The organism is Kordia aestuariivivens (assembly GCF_014397005.1).
In the GTDB taxonomy this organism is placed as follows: Bacteria; Bacteroidota; Bacteroidia; order Flavobacteriales; family Flavobacteriaceae; genus Kordia; species Kordia aestuariivivens.
The window spans coordinates 26582-50710 of sequence record NZ_JACGWS010000018.1; the positions used below are offsets into that span (position 1 = coordinate 26582).

General features: G+C 34.0%; 23 protein-coding genes. 10 read left to right on the forward strand and 13 right to left on the reverse strand.

Annotated elements, in window-relative coordinates:
- Window positions 1–180 precede the first annotated feature (180 nt).
- Window positions 181–741 (reverse strand): hypothetical protein, encoded by a 561-nt coding sequence (locus tag H2O64_RS21475; protein ID WP_187564298.1) that lies wholly within the window; start codon window positions 739–741, stop codon window positions 181–183.
- Window positions 742–942: 201 nt separating this feature from the next.
- Between H2O64_RS21475 and hemN the strand changes: the two genes are divergently transcribed.
- The 6 genes from hemN (at window position 943) to H2O64_RS21505 (ending at window position 5530) form a co-directional block, all read left to right on the forward strand.
- On the forward strand, window positions 943–2304 hold the full coding sequence (hemN, locus tag H2O64_RS21480) for an oxygen-independent coproporphyrinogen III oxidase (protein WP_187564299.1): 1362 nt from the start codon (window positions 943–945) through the stop codon (window positions 2302–2304).
- 18 nt (window positions 2305–2322) lie between these two features.
- A complete protein-coding gene (locus H2O64_RS21485) occupies window positions 2323–3156 on the forward strand; it encodes a universal stress protein (RefSeq protein ID WP_187564300.1) in 834 nt (277 codons plus the stop codon).
- A gap of 139 nt (window positions 3157–3295) precedes the next feature.
- The gene (locus H2O64_RS21490) at window positions 3296–3517 is read left to right on the forward strand and encodes a hypothetical protein (protein WP_187564301.1); all 222 of its coding nucleotides are present in this window, start codon (window positions 3296–3298) and stop codon (window positions 3515–3517) included.
- Window positions 3518–3835 (forward strand): type II toxin-antitoxin system RelE/ParE family toxin, encoded by a 318-nt coding sequence (locus H2O64_RS21495; protein ID WP_187564302.1) that lies wholly within the window; start codon window positions 3518–3520, stop codon window positions 3833–3835.
- Between the two features lie 101 nt (window positions 3836–3936).
- A complete protein-coding gene (locus H2O64_RS21500; RefSeq protein ID WP_187564303.1) occupies window positions 3937–4971 on the forward strand; it encodes a hypothetical protein in 1035 nt (344 codons plus the stop codon).
- A gap of 46 nt (window positions 4972–5017) precedes the next feature.
- Entirely contained in the window at window positions 5018–5530 is a 513-nt protein-coding gene (locus tag H2O64_RS21505; protein WP_187564304.1) for a GNAT family N-acetyltransferase, read from the forward strand.
- 23 nt (window positions 5531–5553) lie between these two features.
- On the opposite strand, the gene H2O64_RS21510 is transcribed toward H2O64_RS21505, so the two are convergent.
- Window positions 5554–6381: a universal stress protein gene (locus H2O64_RS21510; protein ID WP_187564305.1), complete on the reverse strand. Its 828-nt coding sequence runs from the start codon at window positions 6379–6381 to the stop codon at window positions 5554–5556.
- 40 nt (window positions 6382–6421) lie between these two features.
- Window positions 6422–6841, reverse strand: coding sequence for a CBS domain-containing protein (locus H2O64_RS21515; protein WP_187564306.1), 420 nt, complete (start codon window positions 6839–6841; stop codon window positions 6422–6424).
- Window positions 6842–6962: 121 nt separating this feature from the next.
- Here H2O64_RS21515 and H2O64_RS21520 point away from each other — a divergent pair, with 121 nt between their 5' ends.
- Window positions 6963–8825 (forward strand): CBS domain-containing protein, encoded by a 1863-nt coding sequence (locus H2O64_RS21520; protein WP_187564307.1) that lies wholly within the window; start codon window positions 6963–6965, stop codon window positions 8823–8825.
- A gap of 20 nt (window positions 8826–8845) precedes the next feature.
- Entirely contained in the window at window positions 8846–9979 is a 1134-nt protein-coding gene (locus H2O64_RS21525; protein WP_187564308.1) for a M14 family metallopeptidase, read from the forward strand.
- A 130-nt stretch (window positions 9980–10109) separates the two neighbouring features.
- On the opposite strand, the gene H2O64_RS21530 is transcribed toward H2O64_RS21525, so the two are convergent.
- The 9 genes from H2O64_RS21530 to H2O64_RS21570 all read right to left on the reverse strand — a co-directional run bounded on the left by H2O64_RS21530 (window position 10110) and on the right by H2O64_RS21570 (window position 20156).
- On the reverse strand, window positions 10110–10856 hold the full coding sequence (locus H2O64_RS21530) for a hypothetical protein (protein WP_187564309.1): 747 nt from the start codon (window positions 10854–10856) through the stop codon (window positions 10110–10112).
- Window positions 10857–10929: 73 nt separating this feature from the next.
- Window positions 10930–11631 (reverse strand): sulfite exporter TauE/SafE family protein, encoded by a 702-nt coding sequence (locus tag H2O64_RS21535; RefSeq protein WP_187564310.1) that lies wholly within the window; start codon window positions 11629–11631, stop codon window positions 10930–10932.
- 9 nt (window positions 11632–11640) lie between these two features.
- Entirely contained in the window at window positions 11641–12087 is a 447-nt protein-coding gene (locus H2O64_RS21540) for a FixH family protein (protein ID WP_187564311.1), read from the reverse strand.
- Window positions 12088–12390: 303 nt separating this feature from the next.
- Window positions 12391–13815: a cytochrome c oxidase accessory protein CcoG gene (gene ccoG, locus H2O64_RS21545; RefSeq protein ID WP_187564312.1), complete on the reverse strand. Its 1425-nt coding sequence runs from the start codon at window positions 13813–13815 to the stop codon at window positions 12391–12393.
- A gap of 15 nt (window positions 13816–13830) precedes the next feature.
- The gene (locus H2O64_RS21550) at window positions 13831–14775 is read right to left on the reverse strand and encodes a cbb3-type cytochrome c oxidase N-terminal domain-containing protein (protein WP_187564313.1); all 945 of its coding nucleotides are present in this window, start codon (window positions 14773–14775) and stop codon (window positions 13831–13833) included.
- Entirely contained in the window at window positions 14772–14960 is a 189-nt protein-coding gene (locus tag H2O64_RS21555) for a CcoQ/FixQ family Cbb3-type cytochrome c oxidase assembly chaperone (RefSeq protein WP_187564314.1), read from the reverse strand. Before H2O64_RS21555 ends, H2O64_RS21550 begins: the two co-directional genes overlap by 4 nt.
- Window positions 14961–14965: 5 nt before the next feature.
- On the reverse strand, window positions 14966–17173 hold the full coding sequence (ccoN, locus tag H2O64_RS21560; protein WP_187564315.1) for a cytochrome-c oxidase, cbb3-type subunit I: 2208 nt from the start codon (window positions 17171–17173) through the stop codon (window positions 14966–14968).
- 24 nt (window positions 17174–17197) lie between these two features.
- Complete coding sequence (gene ccoS, locus H2O64_RS21565) at window positions 17198–17368, reverse strand: cbb3-type cytochrome oxidase assembly protein CcoS (RefSeq protein WP_187564316.1); 171 nt, start codon at window positions 17366–17368, stop codon at window positions 17198–17200.
- A gap of 415 nt (window positions 17369–17783) precedes the next feature.
- On the reverse strand, window positions 17784–20156 hold the full coding sequence (locus H2O64_RS21570; protein WP_187564317.1) for a heavy metal translocating P-type ATPase: 2373 nt from the start codon (window positions 20154–20156) through the stop codon (window positions 17784–17786).
- Window positions 20157–20263: 107 nt separating this feature from the next.
- Here H2O64_RS21570 and H2O64_RS21575 point away from each other — a divergent pair, with 107 nt between their 5' ends.
- On the forward strand, window positions 20264–20941 hold the full coding sequence (locus H2O64_RS21575) for a Crp/Fnr family transcriptional regulator (protein WP_187564318.1): 678 nt from the start codon (window positions 20264–20266) through the stop codon (window positions 20939–20941).
- Between the two features lie 530 nt (window positions 20942–21471).
- Here H2O64_RS21575 and H2O64_RS21580 read toward each other — a convergent pair.
- Complete coding sequence (locus tag H2O64_RS21580) at window positions 21472–23154, reverse strand: CotH kinase family protein (RefSeq protein ID WP_187564319.1); 1683 nt, start codon at window positions 23152–23154, stop codon at window positions 21472–21474.
- Window positions 23155–23365: 211 nt separating this feature from the next.
- On the opposite strand from H2O64_RS21580, the gene H2O64_RS21585 reads away from it, so the two are divergent.
- Window positions 23366–24052, forward strand: a complete 687-nt coding sequence (locus tag H2O64_RS21585) for a hypothetical protein (RefSeq protein WP_187564320.1) — start codon at window positions 23366–23368, stop codon at window positions 24050–24052.
- Window positions 24053–24129: the final 77 nt, after the last annotated feature.

Here is a 24129-nt window from a genome sequence, read left to right on the forward strand (position 1 = left end):
TTTGGTGTCCGATAAAAGATAAAAGACCGCTAGGCTGTTAGATTATAGAGTAAAGACTAGTTTAGTAACCAACTGAAAAAAACGTCCTCCTATATTTGTAGAAGGGTGACTTATAAAATTTATAAATTAAAAAAGACCGACTTTAGCGTTGGTCTTTTTTTAATTCTTTACGTCTGATTGTTAGTAAATCATATAACTCGCTTCCGTTTTTGTTCGCAACTGTGGAATTAATTTTTCAATAAGTACTTGCTTATGTCCTTCTGAATCAACAATAAACTGAAAATTATATTTTTTATTCTTGTATTGAAATTCTAAGTAATTATCTGTTGCTGTATAGCGCCTTATGCGTCTGTCAGTATAGACAAACATTCTAGGTTTTATAAAATTCATCATCTTAAACTTGACATAGGTAATTTCAGTGATCGGGTATTTAGTGGTGTAATCAATGGTAATTTCATTTTCGTCAATAAGGAGCAATCCTTCCTTTTTTAGGTATGTTCCATCTGCATCGCCAAAAATTTTCATTATTTGAATAAATGCCATCACAAAAAACAGAAACCCTATAAAATTAAATACGAAGTAATCAAAAAGATGTACTCCATATAGCATATAATAAATAGCAACGAAACTAAATAATGAAATAAGACCTATTAAACCTATGCTCGGAATTATTTTTGAATTGAACACATCAAAGAAAATTCCTTTTTTAAATACTACTAAGTCAAAAGCGATTCTTTCCATTGCTATAGATTTCTATTGTATCCATTATAAGTATAAAAACGCAACCAAACGTTACTAGCGTTGGTCTTTTTTAATTCTTTATATCTGAATGTTAGTAATTCACTTTCGTTTTTTAATTGAGTTGAATAATTCCCAAATATGATATATGTCATAAATTCCCTGCGTATGGATTCCTAATTTTGGAGTATAATAAAATTAGGTATGTGTAATTTAGTAAATAAATATAATGTAGCGGGACCACGTTATACAAGTTATCCAACGGTTCCGTATTGGAATATGAACACGTTTTCATTGAAAAAGTGGAAACAATCTTTGCAACAATCATTCAACGAAAGTAATAATGCAGAAGGAATCAGTTTGTATATCCATTTGCCTTTTTGCGAAAGTTTGTGTACGTTTTGCGGTTGCAATAAACGCATTACCAAACGACACGAAGTGGAACAACCTTACATCAGCGCATTATTAAAAGAATGGTCGTTGTATTGTGATGTATTAGGCGCAATTCCAAAAATTAAAGAATTACATATTGGTGGTGGAACACCCACGTTTTTTTCTCCAGAACATTTACAACAATTGATAAAAGGTTTGCTTCGCAATGCAACGTTGGCAGAAAATTACGAATTTAGCTTTGAAGGTCATCCAAATAATACTACCGAAGCACACTTGCAAACCTTATATGATGTAGGTTTTAGACGTGTGAGTTTTGGTGTGCAAGATTACAATGAAACGGTTCAGAAAGCAATTCATAGAATACAACCATTTGAAAATGTACAACGTGTGACGGAGCTTGCTCGACAAATTGGCTATACATCCGTAGGACACGATCTTATTTTTGGATTGCCGTTTCAAACGACTGAACATGTACAGGAAACCATTACAAAAACAAAATTATTAGCACCCGATCGGATTGCTTTTTATAGCTATGCGCATGTTCCTTGGATAAAAGGAAACGGACAACGCGGTTTTAACGATGAAGATCTGCCAACAGCAACCGAAAAAACAGCACAATACAATTTAGGAAAGACATTATTGCAAGAAGCTGATTATACAGATATTGGAATGGATCATTTTGCATTGCCAACCGATAGTTTGTACACATCCATGATCGAAAAGCGATTGCACAGAAATTTTATGGGCTATACAGCACAAAAAACACAAGTGATGATTGGCTTAGGCGTTTCATCTATTGGTGATAGTTGGTATGGTTTTGCACAAAATGTGAAGAATATTGAAACCTATTACGGATTGCTGCAAGAAAACATCATTCCGTTAAGTAAAGGACATCTTTTAAGCGAAGAAGATTTAATCATCAGAAAACATATTTTAAATCTGATGTGTAACTTTAGAACGTCGTGGACTCATGAAACAACTCAGATTCCTGAATTATCAAATATTACCGAGAAATTAAAAGAATTTCAACGTGATGAATTGATCCAATTAAACAACAACACTTTAATCATTACTAAAAAAGGAAAACCTTTTGTCCGCAATATTTGTATGGCTTTTGACGTGCTTTTACAACGAAAAAAACCTGGTACACAGTTGTTTTCCATGACTATTTAAACTTAAAAAACGAAACAGATGAAAAAAATTATTGTACCCATAGATTTCTCGATACATTCAGAATATGCATTAGAAGCTGCAGCTATTTTGGCGCGCAAGCACAACGCGGAAATTTTAGCATTACACATGTTAGAATTATCAAACGCCTTGATTTCTGAAGATATGAATTCGAAACAAGCTGAAGCTGTTTTTTACTTGAAATTAGCCGAGCAGAAGTTTACTGAATTTTTAGAAAAACCATTTTTAGAAGGCGTAGACGTAACGCCTATTGTAAAACATTTTAAAGTGTTTAGCGAAGTCAATGATGTGGCTAAAGAACATAATGCAGACTTAATTGTAATGGGCTCACATGGCTCTAGCGGAATAAAAGAAGTTTTTATAGGATCGAATACAGAAAAAGTAGTGCGTCATTCAGACATTCCGGTATTGGTCATTAAGCACAATCCTATTTTGATGGACTTTGAAAAGGTGGTTTTTGCGAGTGATTTTTCAAAAGAAGCAATCAAACCCTATATCAACGCTTCGAGTTTATTTAAAAAGCTTGGCGCAAAGGTACACTTGGTCTATGTTAACTTACCAGGGTCAAGTTTCAAGAGTTCGTCTGAAATAGAAATTAAAGTTGCCGATTTCTTGAAAGTTGCCGATGGGAATTTAGACAATATGAATAACGTTCATTATGTAAACGATTATTCTATTGAGCAAGGTATTTTAAACTTTGCCAGTGCCGAAAATGCAGATTTAGTTGCTGTTGCAACACACGGACGCAAAGGATTGGCACACTTTTTTGAAGGAAGCATTTCAGAAGATATTGCAAACCATTCGGTATTGCCCGTAATGACATTTAGGATATAAGATTGTTAGTTAATCTTTATTTATTGTTTAAAAAGCAGGAAAATTTCCAGATTTCCTGCTTTTTTGGTTATAATTCAAACTCTTACATTTTTTGAAATATAAAGTTTTAGTTTGTATATTTGATTAAAAGCAATATAAAATGAATTTAGAGGCTCGGAAAATAGAGTTTATACAAGAATTTTTAAAACTTCAAAGTGAAGCGTCCATTTCTCGTTTAGAAAAAATATTGAGAAAAGAAAAAGATGTCTCAATTGAGCCAATGACTCAAGATGAGTTGAATGAACGAATTGATCAATCTGAAGATGATTTTAAAAACAATCGATTCAAAAGTAGTTCAGCACTTTTAGCCAAATACGAATAAATGATATTGAAAGTTATTTGGTCTGAGTTTGCTGAAACTCAACTTGATGAAATCTACACGTATTACGAAAAGAAAGCAAATTCCAAAACTGCTAAAAGACTCGTAACAGGAATTATTAAAAAATCAAAGAAGTTACTAAAAACACCATTTCTTGGACAAGAAGAAGAATTACTTAAACACAGAAAAATTGAATATCGATATCTAATTTTCAAAAATTATAAACTGATATATTCTGTAGATGTAGAAAACAGTTTTATAAAAATAGCTGATGTTTTCGATACTCGACAAAATCCTCTAAAAATAGAAAGGGATAAATAAGTTTAAATTCTTATAGATTTAGCAATGGTAATTTTTTAAGTATAGATATAATAGAACTCACAAAGATTCTTGCTATATGTGTACTCTCATTAAGAAAAAAAATGAAATTCGAACAAGAATATATAGCAAAACACCTACATGAAAATCTCCAAAGATATTTCACTAAAAAGAGTGAATCAATTCAAATATTAATTGAAGGAGTAGGAGTTCATTGGAATTGCAAGTTGAAATCGAATACTAGAGAAACTAAAATTCATTGTTTTGAATATAGATATTACAAAGATATAAAACCCGAATATCTAATATCATTTGAAGAATCAGGACAAAATAAAGCTTGGGGAAGAACATATAATATTGAAGAAACAATTCATAGTGCGGGCGAATGGATAAATAATAAAGGAATTGATTATTTGTACGGTAAATATGAATTTATCGATTGGTATAAAAGAAAGATTCAAGAAATCGAAAAACTGCTTATTGAGAGTAAACCACAATTGAAAGAAACCGAGAGAAGGACAATTTCACCATGGGGTTCAGGTATGTATCAATATTATATCAATTTTAAAAATCGTTCTTGCGAATTAAATGGTTACGGAAAAGAAGATCCAATTAGTTTTAAAATGCAATGGGATTCTTGCGATTTATTTGTAGTTGAACATCATAATTTGTCGCTACTAGCAGAAGTCCTAAAAAAATGGTTGATTGATGAAATTGAACCTTCAAAATTAGAAAGTCAGTACGATTGGATTGACGTTGGACAATTAGCAAAACACTATGAGAATGGTGAAGGCATTAAAGGAGAATTTATAGAGAGTTGGAATTCTATCGAAAGATTTTATAAAGAAATAAATGAAAATTTCACTCCTAAAGTTTTAAACTTAATTAGTAAGTTAAGACAAAAGAAGTTTGATGAAAAATTGAGAGCAGGACAATCTTTATATACTTTCATACTATCAAGATCACGAAGACATGGTTTAACACAAGAGCAAAATTTTATTGCTTTGACATTTAGAATTGATAAAGACGAAATGATTGTAACAGATCAAGAAGAAAATGAATTGTTTGTGAATAAAGTTGAATACTCTGAAGAATTAGAACAAATATTTACCAATTTCACAAAAGACGAAGTAAATTAAAAAAACAAACTTAAAAGGAAAATCAGTTTTTAATACGAACCCAAAAATGACCATAACAAACAGTACTATAGCTGATATCCCAGAAATCTTCAGGTTGTATAAACTAGCTACCGATTTTCAGAAACTAAAATTTCCAGAAAACCTATGGCCAGAGTTCGACAAAGGATTGATAACGACTGAAGTTGTTGAAAATCGACAGTTTAAAATAGTCATTGAAGATAAGATAGCGTGTATTTGGGCGATAACTAATAGTGATCCGCAAATTTGGGAAGGTAGCGAAAATGATGCTGCGATATACATTCATCGGATCGCCACAAATCCTGAATTTAGAGGAAATAATTTTGTGCAAGCAATTGTTGATTGGTCTAAAACGTATGCCATCAAGCAACATGCAAAATTCATCAGAATGGATACTTGTGGAAAAAATGAACGGTTAATTAATCATTACAAAAATTGTGGGTTTGATTTTTTAGGAATGAAAAAACTAAAAAATACTTCTGAATTGCCATCACATTATCACAACGCAGACGTGTGCTTTTTTGAGATTATAGTAGCATAATTCGATTTACGAAAATTTTATTATCATGGATGCGTTACCAACAAAGGTCTTTTTAACGATTTGCTGATTTCTGTAGTAGATGAATGTTTGAATAAACGCTCAAAGACCGATTCTTTTTGTACAATGAGTCCAATCATATCAATAGTATGCATTTGCATGTACACCGTTTTTACGTAATGCAACGGCACATTTTCAATAACATGATAGGTATAGTTTACCTCTTTGAAGTGTTTCATTAAATACGATTCGTCATAGCGATCGCCATCCATTCCTTTTTCATACACACGCAGTATATGGACTTCTATATTGTGATGTTTCGCTGTCTCTAAAATAGTTGTGAATGCTTCACTTTGAATGTCATCTTTCGTGTCAAGCGGTAATAACATGGTTTTTGGTGGTAGAAATTTTACATCTTCCGGAATGACCAACGTTGTACAATTGATTCTTCTAATAATACTTAAGGTATGACTTCCAAAGATGATTTCAGCTGCATTGGAAGCACCATTATATCCAGCGACTAACAACTGAATTTCTTTCGATTCAATAATACTATCGGTTGCTTCAATAAAGCTATTATAATCAAGAATACCATGAAACTCGTGTTTGTCATTGTCAGACAGTTTTTCCAACTCTTCTTTAAAAGTATGCAAGCGTTGTTTTTCAGCCTTTAATATACTTTCATAAACATTAGCAGTAGCGGTAGACATTAAATCATCCATGGTAAAAGTTCCCGATTTGTGAACGTGCATCACATAAAAACAACAGGTTTGGTTTTTTAGAAAATTGATCGCATACTGCGCCGCATTACGTGAACACGGAGAGAAATCGGTAAGTATTAAAACATTTTTCATGATGTGTTTTTTAATGTATTTCGCTACTGCTTTTTATTGTTTAAAATTGATCTAATAAGTAGTTAATTAAATCGGTTGTTGTCAAAATTCCAACCAACTTTCCATTATCTACAACTGGTAATGCATGAAACTCTTTTTTAGCCAAAATTTCTGCCGCTTCTTTAATCAATGTATCCGAAGTGATGCTGATTAAATTTTTAGCCATTACTTGTTCTATGGTAAACATATTGTATACAATAGTTTCTACTTCTTCATCGCCTTCGTCCGTTGCATCTGCAAAGCTAATACGCAGTAAATCGGTATAACTCAACATTCCAATAATAGCATCACCACTAACTACAGGAATATGGCGAATGTTTTTCGTTTTAAATAAACGTTCTGCCGTATCTAAACTATCTGTATGGTTTAAGGTAATAACCTCTGCCGTCATAATTGTTGAAACTGGTGTTCTTTTTTTCATAATGATATTTGCTTTAAATTCTATACTAAAGGTAGTAATGAAGTTGAAAAACCACTATGACATTTATCATGTTAAGATACAAAACTAAATAGTAATTTTAAAATATTAATACATTTCAACTATGGGATCACAATCAGTAAAAGCGATTGATACAGAAGCACAACGAAAGGAATTCACGAAGCAATTATTGCATGATATTGAAGCCTTAGCTACGATGATAGAAACAGATGATTTTGAAAAAGGAATTCAACGTATTGGTGCCGAACAAGAAATGTGTATTGTAGATCCATTTTACAGACCTTCTTTTAATGCCTTAGAAATTTTGGACGAAATTAATGATCCACATTTTACTACAGAATTAGGGTTGTTTAATATGGAAGCAAATTTGGATCCGTTAGAACTTGAAGGCAATTGTTTTTCTCAACTTGAAAATGATCTTACAGATTTACTCGCAAAAGCACATGCCGCTTCTGAAAAGATTGAAAACAATAAAATTGTCCTCGCTGGAATATTACCAACTTTCAAGCGTAGCGATTTAATTTTTGAAAATATGACACCACATCAACGCTACAGAACGTTGAATGATATCTTGAAAAAGATAAAAGGCAATGATTTTAAGTTGCGAATTAGAGGTGTTGACGAACTTATTTTACATCACGAATCCATATTGTTTGAAGCGTGCAACACCAGTTTTCAAGTGCATTTACAAATCGGATTAGACGATATTATTGATAAGTACAATTGGTCGCAAGCCATTGCCGGACCCGTTTTATCCGTCATGACAAATGCGCCCATGTTGTTAGGAAAAGAATTGTGGAGTGAAACACGTATTGCGCTTTTTCAGCAAAGTGTAGATCAACGAAATACTTCCCATTTATTACGAGAACAAAAACCGAGAGTTTCCTTTGGAACCGATTGGATTCGAAATTCTATTTTGGATGTTTTTACGGATGATATTACACGCTATAAAGCATTAGTCACCACCGATTTTGAAGGAAACTCCGTGGACGATTTAGCCAATGGAATAAAACCAAAGTTAAAAGCATTGAATCTTCATAACGGCACACTTTACAAGTGGAATAGAGTCTGTTATGGAGTTGCCAAAAACGTAGCACACTTACGTATTGAAAACAGATACATTCCAGCTGGACCAAGTATTAAAGATGAAATTGCAAATGCATTGTTTTGGGTTGGTGTCATGCAAGGAATGCCTGATAACTATAAAAACATTTGGGAAAAAATGGATTTTAAAGATGCGCGTGGAAATTTTATCAAAGCAGCACGTACGGGAATCGATTCGTATTTTAATTGGTTTGGCAAAGGAATGTCCGCAAAGGAACTAGCATTAGAAGTTTTGATTCCCATGGCAAAAAAAGGATTGAAAAAATCGAATGTTAGTGATGTTGATATTGTTTATTATTTAGGCATTATAACACAACGGATCAAAAATAATATCACGGGAAGTAAATGGCAAATTCGCAGTTCTCGAAAACTTAAAGAAACCATTTCTGCTGAAGAAACAAATATTTTATTGACGTATAATTTACATAAAAATCAACTTCAAAATATTCCTGTCCATCAATGGGAATTGGCAACATCTTCAGCTAATGAAGAAACACATTCACACAATAAAATGTATAAAGTAATGACGAAAGAAGTGTATGTTGTGAATGAAGATGATTTGGTTTCGTTAATTGAAAAAATAATGGATTGGAAAAATATTCACCATCTTCCAGTAGTGAATGTCGATAATAAAATTGTAGGGATTATATCTGCGACAAATTTAGCTGCAAATACACAACCCGATGCGTTTGTAAAAGACATTATGAGCAGCGATGTAATTGTCGGTTATCCTGAGATGACTGTGGAAGAAGCCGAAAAACAAATGACAGCAAATAATGTAGCTTGTTTGCCTATTTTAGACAATGATTATTTAGTAGGTATCTTTACAAAAAATGATCTTCTAAAGATCCAAAACAACTAATTCATCTTGGAATTCTTTTTATGCAACATCTTATTTTAGATTTAAACCGCATTATTTACAATCAATTAAACCCTGAAGCGACCACGACATTAATTTTTATTGGTGGAATTCACGGAAACGAACCTGCTGGAATTTATGGGCTGCAAAAAGTGATCAAAAGTATTCGTGAAAATGACATCCAACTACGCTGTAATTTTTATGCATTGGCAGGAAATTTAAACGCAATTCAAAAAAATATTCGCTATGAAACTTCAGATTTGAATCGACTTTGGACACGTGAGAATATCCAGAAAATTAAATCGAAAACGACATTTGGTTCTCAGGAAGAAAAAGAACAATCGGAGCTTTACAATTGTATCGAAAACATTCTAAACTCACACACAGGCACTTTTATTTTTATTGATTTGCATACAACCTCAGCAGAAACGATTCCGTTTGTCACGATAAGTGATTCGTTACTCAACCGACAATTTGTGTCAAATTTTAAGCTTCCAATTATTTTAGGAATTGAAGAATATCTGGATGGTCCGTTATTAACTTACATTAATGAATTTGGTCATATTGCCTTAGGATTTGAAGCGGGTCAGCATGAAGATCCAAAAGCTGTAGAAAATTGTGAAGCCTTTATTTGGCAAACGCTTCTCGCTTCCAATGCTGTTGATAAACGCAACATTGAACACCGCGAGTTTTATAAACAAACGCTGTCCAAAGATTCTTTGTCCACTGATTTTTATGAAATAAGTGATCGCTATCATCTGAAAAAGGGAGAACATTTTACCATGAACGCAGGATTTAAGAATTTTGATTCCGTAAAGAAATCTCAAAAACTCGCGACAAGCAACGAAGAAGCTATCAAAGCTAGTGTTAGCGGGAAAATATTTATGCCGTTGTACCAATCACAAGGAGATGATGGTTTTTTTATCATTACAAAGATTTCTGTTTTTTGGCTACAACTTTCAAGTGTATTCAGAAAATTAAAACTACATCATATTCTTCGCGTTTTACCAGGCGTGCAACAAGATAAAAAGAATGCAAATGCACTCTTCGTAAACCCTAAAATTGCGGCATTTTTAACCACCAAAATATTTCACCTTTTCGGCTATCGAAAAAAAGTTATAAAAACGGGTGTTTGGTATTTTATAAAACGAGATTGAAGTGTTAGACTAAGCTAAGTTCAATATAACTTCTACAAAAGTGAAATTTCGAGTTAAAAACCTCATTATTAGACTCTTATTTTGTTTACTTGTGTTGAATTCAAATTATAAACGAAAATTTTGATGACTTTTAATTCCATTTGTTTTGAATTCCTCTTGAATAGTTAATTATCTGTTTAGAGAAATTCAACTCATTAAAATTCTCTTTCTGCTCAAGTTTTTCAACGAGTTTAGTGCACTGAGTCCATATTTTCATCAGTTGAGATATTTTTGGTTTCAACAGCTTAGCATTGTCAGGAGTAAAATGAACAGTTTTATTTCTTAATCTAAATAGATTTTGAACCTCGTTTAGAGGAACTTTATTTTCATTTGATTCATCCTTAAATATATATTTAATTCGTTCCATAATTCTTGAAACTGATATTTTAGAATAGCTAGGATCATCTATAATTTTTGATTGATTTAAGAACAATAAGTGCCTATTAATTATCGTCTCCATAAAGAAACCAAAATTGTTTAAATGACCTAATATTTGAATAGAATCAATTTTATGGTCTAATCCGAATTTATACTTTTCTTTTTCTGCTCGAGCTTGAGCATTATCCCATGCATCAAACATAATTTTAGTGGTTTCATCTGAAATTACCTCAAGTGAATCAGATTGTAATAATCCGATTGGAGTTTCAGGTAAATTTAATTTATCAAATATTTTTTCATCTTCTTTACTAGGTTCAATGTTTTCTAATAGTTCAGAGAAGAGAATAGTTGTAAGTTCATCTCTAAGTGCTAAATCTAAATATTTAAAAGATTCTTCCAAAAAAAAAGAAGCTCCGAGAGCAAGTTTTTCATAAGTATTTATATCATGTTTATCACTCATTTTACTCTGTATTTTGCTAACATATATAACAGGAACTCCTATTATTTCTCTTATAGCTAAAGATATAAACTTTTCAATGACAATTCATCACATTCGTAACCATTCCAGCATTTGGAGCTGGAGAAATATACGGAATGCCCAAACCTAAGCCACGAAGAATAAATAACACACCAATAATTACTACAAATACGGGAATTGCTTTTTGAATGCGTTGTTTGATAGAAGTGTTCAGGAATTTTCCAACGTAAATTGCAGTGGTCATTAACGGAATGGTTCCCAAACCAAAAAAGAGCATGTATAAACTTCCTTGCCACATACTTCCAAGAGCAATGGCGCCAAAAACTGCCATGTAGACCAATCCGCAAGGGAGCAATCCGTTTAAAAATCCGATGGTGAAAAAAGTATCTAGACTTTTCTTTTTAAATTGCTTTCCTAAGCTCGATTTTACCTTTGAAATGATTCTGTAAATAGGTTTTGAAAAGTTGTACTTACTGAATGTTTTATACGGAATACTAATTGCAACAATCATCACAATACCAATTATAATAGATAAACGTTGTTGCATTCCAAAAATGTACAGACTTTTGCCAAGCAATCCAAAAATAAACCCGATCGTTGCATAGGAAAGCAATCTTCCTGTATGATACAGTAAAATTTGTGCTACTTTTTTATAGCTATTCGTTCTATCTACGGGCAACATAAACGCAATTGGCCCGCACATACCTACGCAGTGAAAACTTCCCAAAAGTCCTAATAAAAATCCCGTAGCGATCATCTTTTATGCCTAATATGTTATTTCTTCTTTGTATAAATAATACTCTTTTTTGTAATTCCAATCCACGGTAATGTTCCAGCGACCACCTAATAAACGATTGTCAGGTATGAGCAATGTGTGGTTTGATAACGAGATTGGAATCTCGAAATCGAATTGTCTATTAGATGGTCTATATAGGAACACTTTTCCTTTTATATTTTCAACAGCAAACGTTTCTGGAAAGGTAATTTCTATCCCTGCTGCTGTTTGTTTTGATGTCACATTTTGCAGTAACTTTTGTGCATTTCGTTGCTTATCAATATCTTTTTGATATTTTAATTCTTCCTCATAATAGGAATCTGTCACCAAATCATGATCGTACTCTGATTGCACATTCATGCGCACTACAAAAAACATAATAAAGCTTATAAACGCTATAAATGCTAATACAATTCCTGTTCCCCAATTTATTTTCATCTGTTCTATTTTTTATGGCATTTCCTCCAATTATACTGCTGCTTTGCGCAGTACAATCTCCGGTCAGGCTTTCGGCAGTCGCTTTTGCTCGTCATGCTGAATTTAATTCAGCATCTCACAAAGAGCTCCAACAATGCCTCTATCCTTAATGCGGGTTTTAGCTTTTATATTACCATTGCGAAAATTTTCACATTTTAGTCTTTCTGTTTCAAAGTAGTTCTCGATACGATTTTCTCTCAAAAATCACTCAACCTGACGTTCATTTATACTACGCTAAACAAACAACCAAAAAGCAGCAACTAATTAGTTATAACTCGTGGGTCCTAAGAAATTCACCGAAGTGGTTTCTATAAGTTTGTCTTTGCTGTATATATCAATTGTGATATAATTTTTCCCGCTTTTTAAATCGCTTTTATCTATTTCCAGAAATAAAGTTCCTTTTGCAATTCCTTGTTTCGGAATGATAAATTCGTTGGTTGTTGCTGCCAATTTTATAGTTCCTTTTACCTTTCGCATTCTAAACTGAACATCTGGAATGGCTTCTGTTGTTTTGTTGACCAATTTATAGGTAAATACATTGCTGATTCGGTTGCCTTCTTTTAGCTCGTATAATTGTCCTGATAGACGTAAAATATTTGCTTCTACATCATTTCTAATTAGCAACATTCCGATCAACACACCAATTAAAATGACTAAAACCGCCGTATATCCTTTTAATCGTGGTGTAAATTTGAACTTCTCTTTCTTTTCAATTTCATCTTCACTTGCAAAACGAATCAATCCTTTTGGCAAGTCTACCTTTTCCATAATGTCATCGCACTCGTCAATACACGCGGTACAATTAACACATTCGAGTTGTGTTCCGTTTCTAATGTCAATTCCTGTTGGACACACATTCACACATTGAAAACAATCAATACAATCACCATGACCTAATTCGGCTCTGTCTTCATTTTTCCGAATCTTTTTACGTCCGTTTTCGCCTTCTCCACGTTTGTGATCGTACGCTACTATAATCGATTTATTATCTAATAACACGCCTTGCAATCTTCCGTAAGGACACGCAATAATACATACTTGCTCACGAAACCATGCAAATACAAAGTAGAATACCGCTGTAAAGATCAGTAATGGAAATAAGGTTCCCAAGTGTTTAAAAGGTCCGTCAACAATATCTTGAATGAGTTCATCACTTCCAATTAAATAGGCTAGGAATGCATTCGCAATTGCAAAAGAAATGATCAAGAAAATAAACCATTTTAAAAGCCGTTTCTTAATTTTTTCAGCATTCCAAGCTTGTTTTTCCAATCGGATTTGTTTTCCTCTATCGCCTTCAATCCAATATTCAATCCGACGGAAAACCATTTCCAAAAAGATCGTTTGTGGACACATCCAACCGCAAAATATTCTCCCAAATGCTACTGTAAACAGCGCAATGAAAATAACGCCAATAATCATGGAGATTACTACCAAATGAAAATCTTGTGGCCAGAATGGAAATCCAAAAATATTGAAACGACGTTCCAATACATTCATTAGTAAAAACTGGTTTCCGTTTATTTTTACAAACGGAGCGGCAAATAGAAATACTAACAATACATAACTGACGATTTTTCGCCATTCATAATACTTGCCGCTCGGTTTTTTTGGATACACCCAAGCACGTTTTCCATCTTCATTTATTGTTCCAATGGAATCTCTAAATATTTCGTTTTTTGGTGTTTCCAAAATTATTTTTGTTGTTTATTCTTTGACTTCTACTTTTATAGAATCTGTCGCCTTTATATTTTCATCAACTGCTGTTGGTGCGACCCAAATTTCGCCTTCTGCTGCTTTTGGTTCGGCTGGCGTCGTTCCTTGAAACGACAATATATAACTCGACACTTGCGCTATTTGAGATGGTTTGAGTCCTTTTTTAGACCACGCTTCCATTCCTTTTCCGCTTCGTCCACCTTTGGAAACCGTTTTAAATACATTGTTGATGCCGCCGCCTAAAATCCAATGTTTATCCGTCAAATTTGGACCAATTCCACCACCACCATCTGCTTTGTGACACGCAACACAGTTTGCAGTGTAAATTTCTTGTCCAGCTCTTAAATCAGAAGCTTCTGTAAGCAATACAACACTTTTATAATCGACAAGGTCTTTTGCTGTTTTTAGGTATTCTTCATACGCTGCTTTTGCTTCTACGTATTCTACTTCCATGGCTTCAATTTGCGTTTGACCGCCAAATACATGATAGTTGAGCAGATACACAACCGCAAAAATTATGGAGATGTAAAAACTGTATATCCACCATGGTGGTAAGTTGTTGTCTAGCTCTTTGATGCCATCATAATCATGATCTAATATAATTTCAGCTTCTTCCTCAATAGGTTTAGATCCTAGCAATTTTTTGTAGGTTTTCTTAACCCAGTTGATCAATTTGTATTCTGGAACTTTATTTTTCTTTTCGAGGTAACTCACTTTTTGTTCCTCTGTTAAACCGTTTAATAAGATGCGTTCTAATGCAGCCACAATACCTTCTATTGCTATTAGTACTAATATGACTAATAGTAAGAATAGCATTATCATTGGTTCTGCCATATATGCTGGTTGATCTCCAGAGTCGACAAAATATTCAATAGCGCCAAAAATCAGAAAGAATATGACCAAGACACGAATCCAGGATGGAATTAAATTTCTCATAGCGTTTCGTTATTTTGTTGGTTGTCTAATGGAATATTACTCACTTTCGTGATGTATTCTTTTTTTGCTGTGATTACCCACCAAAATAACACCATAAAGAAGGTAAAGAAGATGAGTAAGGAAATTAATGGGTAGATTTCAATACCCGTAATGCTTTCCATGTGATTTTTTACAAATTTTAGCATGGTGTTTATTTTTCAGTGGTTAGTTTTGAATCTTTTACTTTGATGTCTGTTCCTAATCGTTGCAAGTATGCAATCAATGCAATGATTTCACGATCTTTTACTGCGATGAATGCTGCTCCTTCAGCAGTAGCTTCCTGTTCTGCTTGTTCAAAAGAAGCTGCCAAATCTGGATCTTCTTTTAGGTTTTTAACGATTCCAATAGCTTGCTCGTCCATGTATTGTAAGGCATCTATAATTTCTTGCTCTGTGTATGGAACTCCAAGCGTAACCATAGCGCGCATTTTAGCTTGCGTCATTGATGTATTGAGTTCATTTCGAATTAACCATGGATAAGCTGGCATAATCGATTTTTCTTCAATTCCTCTAGGATCGTACATGTGCTTAAAGTGCCACGAATCTGACTTCTTTAGCTTATCTGTTCCTTCACGATGTAAATCGGGTCCGGTACGTTTACTTCCCCATAAGAATGGATGATCGTACACAAATTCTCCTGCTTTGGAATATTCGCCATAGCGTTCTACTTCACTTCTAAACGGACGAATCATTTGTGAGTGACAACCGACACAACCTTCTCGGATGTAGAGATCTCTCCCTTCGAGTTCTAATGGTGTGTATGGTTTGACTTCCGTGATTGTTGGAATGTTAGAATCAATCATTAATGTGGGCACTATTTGTACAATTCCACCAATTAAGATGGCAACCGTAGCATAAATAGTCAGTTTGATTGGTTTACGCTCTAACCATGTATGCCATCCTTCTCCAGAGGTACGTTTTTTAGATACACGTTGCAATGCTGGAGCTTCTGCTAATTCGTCTGCTACTTTGTTTTTTGATGTTACAATCGTTTTTACTATGTTGTATGCTAAGAAGAACATTCCAAATATGTATAGTGAACCTCCAATAGCTCGCATCCAATACATTGGCATTATTTCCGTAACTGTTTCTAAGAAGTTTGCGTAGACTAAATTTCCATCAGGATTGAATTGTTTCCACATAAATGCTTGTGTAAATCCTGCCACATACATTGGTAATGAATAAATTACAATTCCTAAGGTTCCTATCCAGAAATGCGCATTTGCCAATCCTTTTGAATATAGTTTTGTTTTGAAGAGTCTTGGTACCAACCAATAGATCATACCGAAGGCTAAGAAACCATTCCATGCCAAGGCTCCAACGTGAACGTGTGCAATAATCCAGTCTGTATAGTGCGCAATAGCATTTACATTTTTTAAGGATAACATTGGCCCTTCAAAGGTTGCCATACCGTATCCAGTAATCGCAACGACCATGAATTTTAATACAGGATCGGTTCGTACTTTATCCCATGCGCCACGGAGCGTTAGCAATCCGTTGATCATTCCTCCCCAAGAAGGCATTAATAACATGACAGAGAAGGCAACTCCTAAGTTTTGTGCCCATTCTGGTAATGCCGTATATAATAAGTGATGCGGTCCTGCCCAGATATAGATAAATATTAGTGACCAAAAGTGTACAATAGATAGTCGATACGAATAAATAGGTCTGTTTGCCGCTTTCGGAATGAAGTAATACATCAATCCCAAGAATGGTGTTGTTAGGAAGAACGCAACCGCGTTGTGTCCGTACCACCATTGCACTAAAGCATCTTGTACACCTGCGTATACTGAATAACTTTTTAATGCACTTACTGGCAATTCTAAACTGTTGAAAATATGCAATACAGCAACCGTTACAAAGGTGGCAAGGTAAAACCAAACCGCTACATATAAGTGACGTTGTCTTCTTTTTAAGATGGTCCAAATCATGTTGACTCCAAAAGCAACCCAAATGATTGCAATAGCAATATCAAATGGCCATTCTAATTCGGCATATTCTTTAGAGGTTGTATAGCCTAATGGTAAGGTTATTGCGGCTCCAACAATGATGATTTGCCATCCCCAAAAGTTAATTTTACTTAGTAAGTCACTTGCCATTCGCGCTTTTAGCAGTCGTTGTAACGAATAGTACACACCTGCAAAGATGGCGTTTCCGACAAAGGCAAAGATCACTGCGTTGGTATGTAATGGACGCAAACGTCCAAAACTTAACCAAGAAATTCCTTCCCCTATCGTTGGAAATAGAAATAGTAATGCTAATAATAACCCAACTGACATTCCTACTATTCCCCAAATTATGGTGGCGTAGATGAAGTTTTTAACGATTTTATTATCGTAATAAAATTGTTGTATTTCCATAATGATACTTATTTATTTTTGTGGTTAGTTCTCTTTTTTTGGTTTGTCTTTTACCAATTCATCTTCAAATAACATGCGCACCGATGGCGTGTAACTATCGTCAAATTGTCCGTTTTTAACCGCTATGATAAATGCGACAAAAAAGAATATTGCGACCACAATACTGATGGTTAGTAAAACATATATAACACTCATACCTATTGAAGTTATGGTTCAAAATTACGTTTGCATAGATTCCTAAAAAATGACTTTTATCATGTTTTAGGTTTAATTCATAGTTTGATTTAGTTTAGGATGATTCTTTATAAGAAATTATGATCTAAACTTTTTTGAATACTGTAATGAGATGTTGAGCTTCGATAAACTCAGCATACAAGCATTACGACTGTTATGAAAATTGTTTCTTAAGAAGCAGATTCCTTCGTCGCTTAAGCTTCTTGAAATACATAATAAAATTGTCTCCTCGAGCGCAGTCGAGAGGTAATTTGACTCATTGCTTTTATTGAGTCTCGATAGCTACGCTAGGTATTTTCAATCAAAATATATTTTGATTTCAATAATGCTCGACTTGACATTTGTTATAATTAGCTAGAACTGTATGAAACTATAATTACTTTAGCTTCCTCCCTACAATCGTTGTGCAAACCGTTGTAAATAGCACAATACTTATAGAACTTAATGGCATTAAAATAGCCGCGATGACAGGTGCTAATTGTCCTGTGATGGCAAAGTATAATCCGATTGTATTGTAAATGAATGAGAGCACGAAACTCCATTTGATGATTTTTATGGCGGATTTGGAAGCGTTCAGATAGCGATCTAATTGATTGAATTTAGAAGCATCTAATATCGCGTCACACGCAGGAGAAAATACGTTTACGTTTTCCGACAAGGCAATTCCAACATCGCTTTGCGCTAACGCACCTGCATCATTTAGTCCATCGCCAATCATTACGATATTTGCGCCTTCTGCTTGATGGTATTTTATATATTCTAGTTTATCGTTTGGCTTTTGGTTGAAAATTAATTTTGTTTTAGACGGCAATAGTTTTTTAAGGTTTTCGCGTTCGCCTTCATTATCTCCCGAAAGGATTGCCAAATCATACGTTTTTTTGAGTTTATTGAATAGTTTAGATAAGCCTTTTCGATATGAATTATAGAACGTATATTTTCCTTTGTATGTATCGTTTGCACTAATGTGAACCGTTGTGTTTAGAATGGTTGTTCTGTCTTCATGACCAACAAATTTCGCCGCACCAACTTTGATATGATCGTTGTGGTAACGTGCCGTCATTCCTTTGCCTACATGTTCTTCAAATTGATCTAGTGTGACAATATTTTGTTCGTCTAAAATGTCATATAGTGTTCTACTCAGCGGATGATTGGAACCGCGCAAGGTGTTTTTCAACAAGGTAGATTCGGCAGTCGTTAGTTGTTCGCCTTCATAGCTTGCCGTACTTTTTTGATTGGACGTAATCGTTCCTGTTTTGTCAAATATAATCGTGTTGATGGTTGCTAGTTTTTCTAGAACGCTCGCATTTTTTACATAGAATTTTAGCTTTCCGAAGATTCGTAATAGGTTTCCATACGTAAATGGTGCTGCCAACGCAATCGCGCATGGACAGGCAATGATTAAGACTGCTGTGAATACATTCATCGCTTTGGAAGCATCAAACCATAACCAAAATAAAGTCGCTACAAACGCAATTGTCAAGACCGTAATCGTAAAGTGTTTACTGATCGCATTTGTGAGTGTTGTAAAACTTTCTTCTTTGTTTTTGTCGAATATTGCATTGCTCCATAATTGTGTGAGATAACTTTGTTCTACCGATTTGATCGTTTCTATTTCAATGATTCCTGAGGTTTGTTTGCCGCCTGCAAATACTTTATCTCCCGATTGTTTTTGAACCGTTTCCGATTCGCCCGTGACAAAACTGTAATCGATAGAAGCATTTCCATTAATCAGGATTCCATCTACAGGAATGAGTTCTTCGTTTCTGATGAGTATCCGATCGCCTTTTTCAATATCATAGACTTGAATTGGCGTTTCTTTTCCGTTCAAAATTTTCGTGACTGCAATTGGAAAGTACGATTTGTAATCACGTTCAAAGGATAGAAATGTGTATGTTTTTTGTTGGAAAAATTTACCCAGTAATAGAAAAAAGACCAATCCCGTAAGGCTATCAAAAAAACCTGAACCGAGATCAAATATGATTTCCACAGCACTTCTTATGAATAACACAAAAATTCCCAACGCAATCGGCACATCAATGTTGAGCAATTTTGCGCGCAAGCCTTTGTAGGCTGAGATAAAATAATCTTGCGCAGCATAGAAAACTACAGGAAGCGAAAAGGCAAACATTAACCAACGGAAAAGTGGTTTGTATTGTTCTATCCAAAATCCGCTGACTTGAAAATATTCGGGAAATGATAGAAACATCACATTTCCAAACGCAAATCCGGCAATTCCAAGTTTGTAAATGAGCGTACGGTTGATTTTGTTTTTTCCAGTTGCATAATCGTCCAAACTTATGTACGGTTCGTAGCCTATTTTGCTCAGTAATAAAACGGCTTCTTTTAGTGAAAAAGTCGTTGCATTGTAGGTGATTCGGACTGTTTTTTTGCCAAAATTGACTTGTGAAGTTGAGATTTCTGGATTGAGTTTGTGTAAGTTTTCCAAAATCCATATACACGAACTGCAATGAATATGCGGAATGTACAACGTGACTATTTGCGTAGTTTCATCATTAAATTCCAGCAGCTTGTCAATGATATTTTGTTGTGTTAGGAAGTCATATTTCCCTGCTATTTCTTTTGGAATTGCACCTGGAGACGCTTGTAAATCGTAGTAGCACGACAAATCGTTTTCCGAAAATAATTCGTACACCGTTTTGCATCCAAAACAACAAAAAGATTTTTCTTCTAGTTGAATGATTTCTGACTCGCACGCATCACCACAATGAAAACATGTAGTTTGTTTCATAGTATTGCTCATTTATACCTGTAACAAAGGTTACAAATGAATTGATTTTAAAATATGATATTTGTCATGCTTTGATTAGTTTTACAGTACTTCAAAAAACAACAACGATGAGTAATTGCGAACAATGTATCATACGACAGTTTAATTCTTTAAAAGCTTTGACGAGAGATGAATTGGTTCGTATTTCGGGTTGCAAAACTTCAAAAACCATCAAGAAAGGCGAATTAATTTTTAATGAAGGAGAAAATATAAATGGTGTTTTTTGTGTGAAAGATGGCGTTTGCAAGTTGACTAAGTTGAGTGCCAATGGAAAGGATCAGATTGTGAAGTTGGTGGTGAAAGGTGATTTGCTCGGGCAAAGATCGTTAGTTAGCGATGAAGTCACTAATTTAAGCGCAATAGCTTTAAACGACATGGAAGTTTGTTTTATTCCAAAGCATGAAATTATGAGAGATTTACAGAAGAATCCGAATTTCACGATGGACGTTTTGCAACAAATGGCAAAAGATTTGAAAGAAGCCGATAACGTGATTGTAAATATGGCGCAAAAATCTGTAAAGCAGCGTTTGGCGGAAGCCCTTGTATATATTCATACTACATTTGGTACAACCGATGAAGACATGCTTTCGGTTATTCTTTCTCGCGAAGATTATGCAAATATTGTGGGAACCGCCACCGAATCTGCCATTCGGATTTTATCACAGTTTAAGAAAGATGGTTTTATTTCTACTAAAGGAAAACAAATTAGGATTGAGAATATGAATGGTTTGAAGCGTGTGGAATAGCTTCGACTTCGCTCTGCTAGCTTTTCGACAGGCTTAGCTCGCTTTTTTTGTTTTTTTAATTAAGGTGAGTTAGATATAACTTTCAAAAGATTAAAATTTGAGTATTTTTTTGAAAAATTATATCTAAATATTTATTTTTCAATTATTTATTTTCGTTTTCTTTGCTCGCACAAAGAAAAGAAACAAAAGAAAATGCGCTTTTTAGTTCATGCATTTCTATTTTAAACTAAAGTATTCATGAATCTTCGATTTCCAGAGGTATTTTTAACTTTCTCTATCGAAAAGTTAAAACCGCAATCATTTTACTAAATTTTCTCCAAGGCTTCGAAAATTCTTAACGTAAAATGATTGCTATACTGCGGAAAAAGAGTTCACGCCTATAATTTTTATATCGAACTCAAGGTAATTATCTAAATCTTGGGTGATTCGAATTCAAAAAACGTCAATTCGAGTGATTTTCTGTCATATTGAGCGCAGTCGAAATAGACAGAAAATTGTATCGAGAATAGTTTTTTGAATTGTTGTACCATTTATTTTTGCACTTCCACCGCTTTCACAGCTGTATCCATAAATAGTAAGCGTTCTTTTATTTTGGTTCTTACTTGTTCAGGTGTAAAGCGCATTCCGTACTGATATGAATCTTCACCTTGCCATCTTAGGCTATCTTTTTTATAGATCCCACCAGATCGTAAGGTTTTGATTAAAGCATCTGTTCTAGATAGAATTTCCGTGTCTGATAATACTGCATTTTTTCCATCTTTACCAGTTCGCCAATCGTTGTATCTATCTTTAAACATGTTTACATTTTGGGCATTCTTCATGTAATCTTCCATCAGTAGAAATCGATTGTAACCTATATGATCGCTGTATTTTGCATTTCCGTACATCAGTTCGCTAGCTGGTGGTACATTGATTGCCCACGAAGAACAAGGCATATCAGGTTTGCAATAACCATAACCAACAGGTGAATAAATATAACACCAAGGATTGTTGCCTGTGCATACATAGTATGGAGTTCCGTATGACCATATAAAATCCCAAATGACAGGCTCTAACTCGTTGTCTCTATTGTAAAAGTAAAAGACATTTTTCCCATTGTAATAACTATCGGGGTTTGCAAAGACATCGGTTACTATAAAATAGTCTATTTCCGCTTCTTCATTTACATTTTCTTGCCAATCTAACCCTTTTTTAACTTTCGCTTCGTACAGGTTTATTTTTTCTTGAATATCCGCTTTTTGCTCATCCGTTACTTCTTCATAATCTGGATATTCATAATCGAATCTTCTTCCAGTTAGCGTTCTAAAATTTGGAAAATCGTTATCGACTTCTTTTACGATAAAACCACCTTTACTTTTCTTTTTTGTATCTACGTGTTCTTTCCCTCTTTGTACTTTTTCACCAAACGTGTATAATCCCCAATATTTATTATTTATAAAAACTTGAACATGCTGACTTTGCGGACCATAGTGACCCATTTCGGCATACGTATCGTACGATACTTTGTTGCATAAGTGCGATGTATCTATCCAGTTTCCAATCATGATCCATTTGTGACTCGCTGGCATTCCCATGATTGAGATTGGATTGTCTTTTCCTAAATTCAGCGCAAAACTCAACTTTGGGAAACCCAAACTTCCTTGTCCTCTAGCATGAATTGTTCCTTTGCCCGATTGATATTCTCCAGACATGCTATACCATCCATCTTCCATAGGAACATCATAGAAAGCAAAATCAGCATCTACTTTAATTTTATCATTTTTCGGCATTTTTCCATCTTTGGTCGTAATGTTTACATACGGTATTGGTGAAGTCGCATCAAACAGGTACTTAACATCATGCTCGATAGTTTTACTAATTCCGTCACCAAGTAACGTTAGGTTTACATCTAACTCTTGGTTTTGATATTTTTTAAGTTGTGGCGTATTTTTTAAATCAATTGAAATTTCCTTTGACAATTGAAGTGTATCATTTGAATGTATTTTCCCTGAATCATTACTCAACGTGTATGTGTAATGTGAATAATCCGCTAGATCTGTCAATTTGATATTTACGATGGTATGATCAGCATCAATTATAGATGTAGAATCGGCAGCAATACTATACTCTGTATAAAATGATAGTTTTGGTTCAGTTTGTTTACATGATATACTTAGTGTTATAAAAACAAAGCTTAGTAAGACCGGAAAAATAGAAGGAAATGAAAGTTTCATAAAATAAGTTTAAGTTTTAAATATAGAAGAAAAAAAATGAAATTAACAGTAAGAATCTGAAAATCAATCAATAACAGGTGTTTCTACTTGGATTTGAAATAGCACTAAAATACACGAATAAGAAGTGTATGCTGTTCTATTTGAAATGTTTTTGAGTATAGTTTTTAATCTTTTTATTACCTTTAATTCTACAAATTGAAGACAAACTGTTATGGAAGCTACTAAAAAACAGCAATTAAAGCAAAACATTGCGATCATTATCGTAATCACTATACTTACCGCTATAGGACTTTATTTTTTGAGGAATCATGCATCGAAAGAAGGACGTGAATTGATGAATCCGATGGACGAAGCGAGTCGTATTTACGCTGATAAAGGCATTAAAAATTGTGTAAATATTACGGAAATGCAGGCAGATCGGTTGATCACTTTAAATAGTCAATTACAAAAATATAAGGAGCAGCATGAGATTACTTTTTTGAAATTGTATACCTATCATTTTACGTCTTCAACGTTGTTTTTAATCTTTTCTATTCTGTCTGCAATGGCATTATTTGTAATTACGCAAGAAGGTTGGAAAAACACATCCTATTTTGTCAAAACAGTATTTCTAAGCTTTACAGCATTGGCTTCTTTCTTTGGATTGTCATTGAGTACTTTTGAGCAAAAAATAAGCATTGATCAAAATGCAGATACGTATATTAAGTATGATAATTTACAAAAAGAATTATCGAATTTCTGTGCTACTTCGATGACCATTAAAGGTGATTCTATCACATTTGATAAATTTCATTCAAAAATTATGAATGAAGCTACAAATATGCATGGTTTTTATTTAGAGTTTGATCCAGAAAGCATCGATACTTCAAAGATTTTTGATTTGGAGAAGAAGGAGTAATTCAATATAAAATAGGTAGGTTTTAGTATGTAGAAAAGCGATTGACTCCAAAGAATCAACCGCTTCACAAACCCACA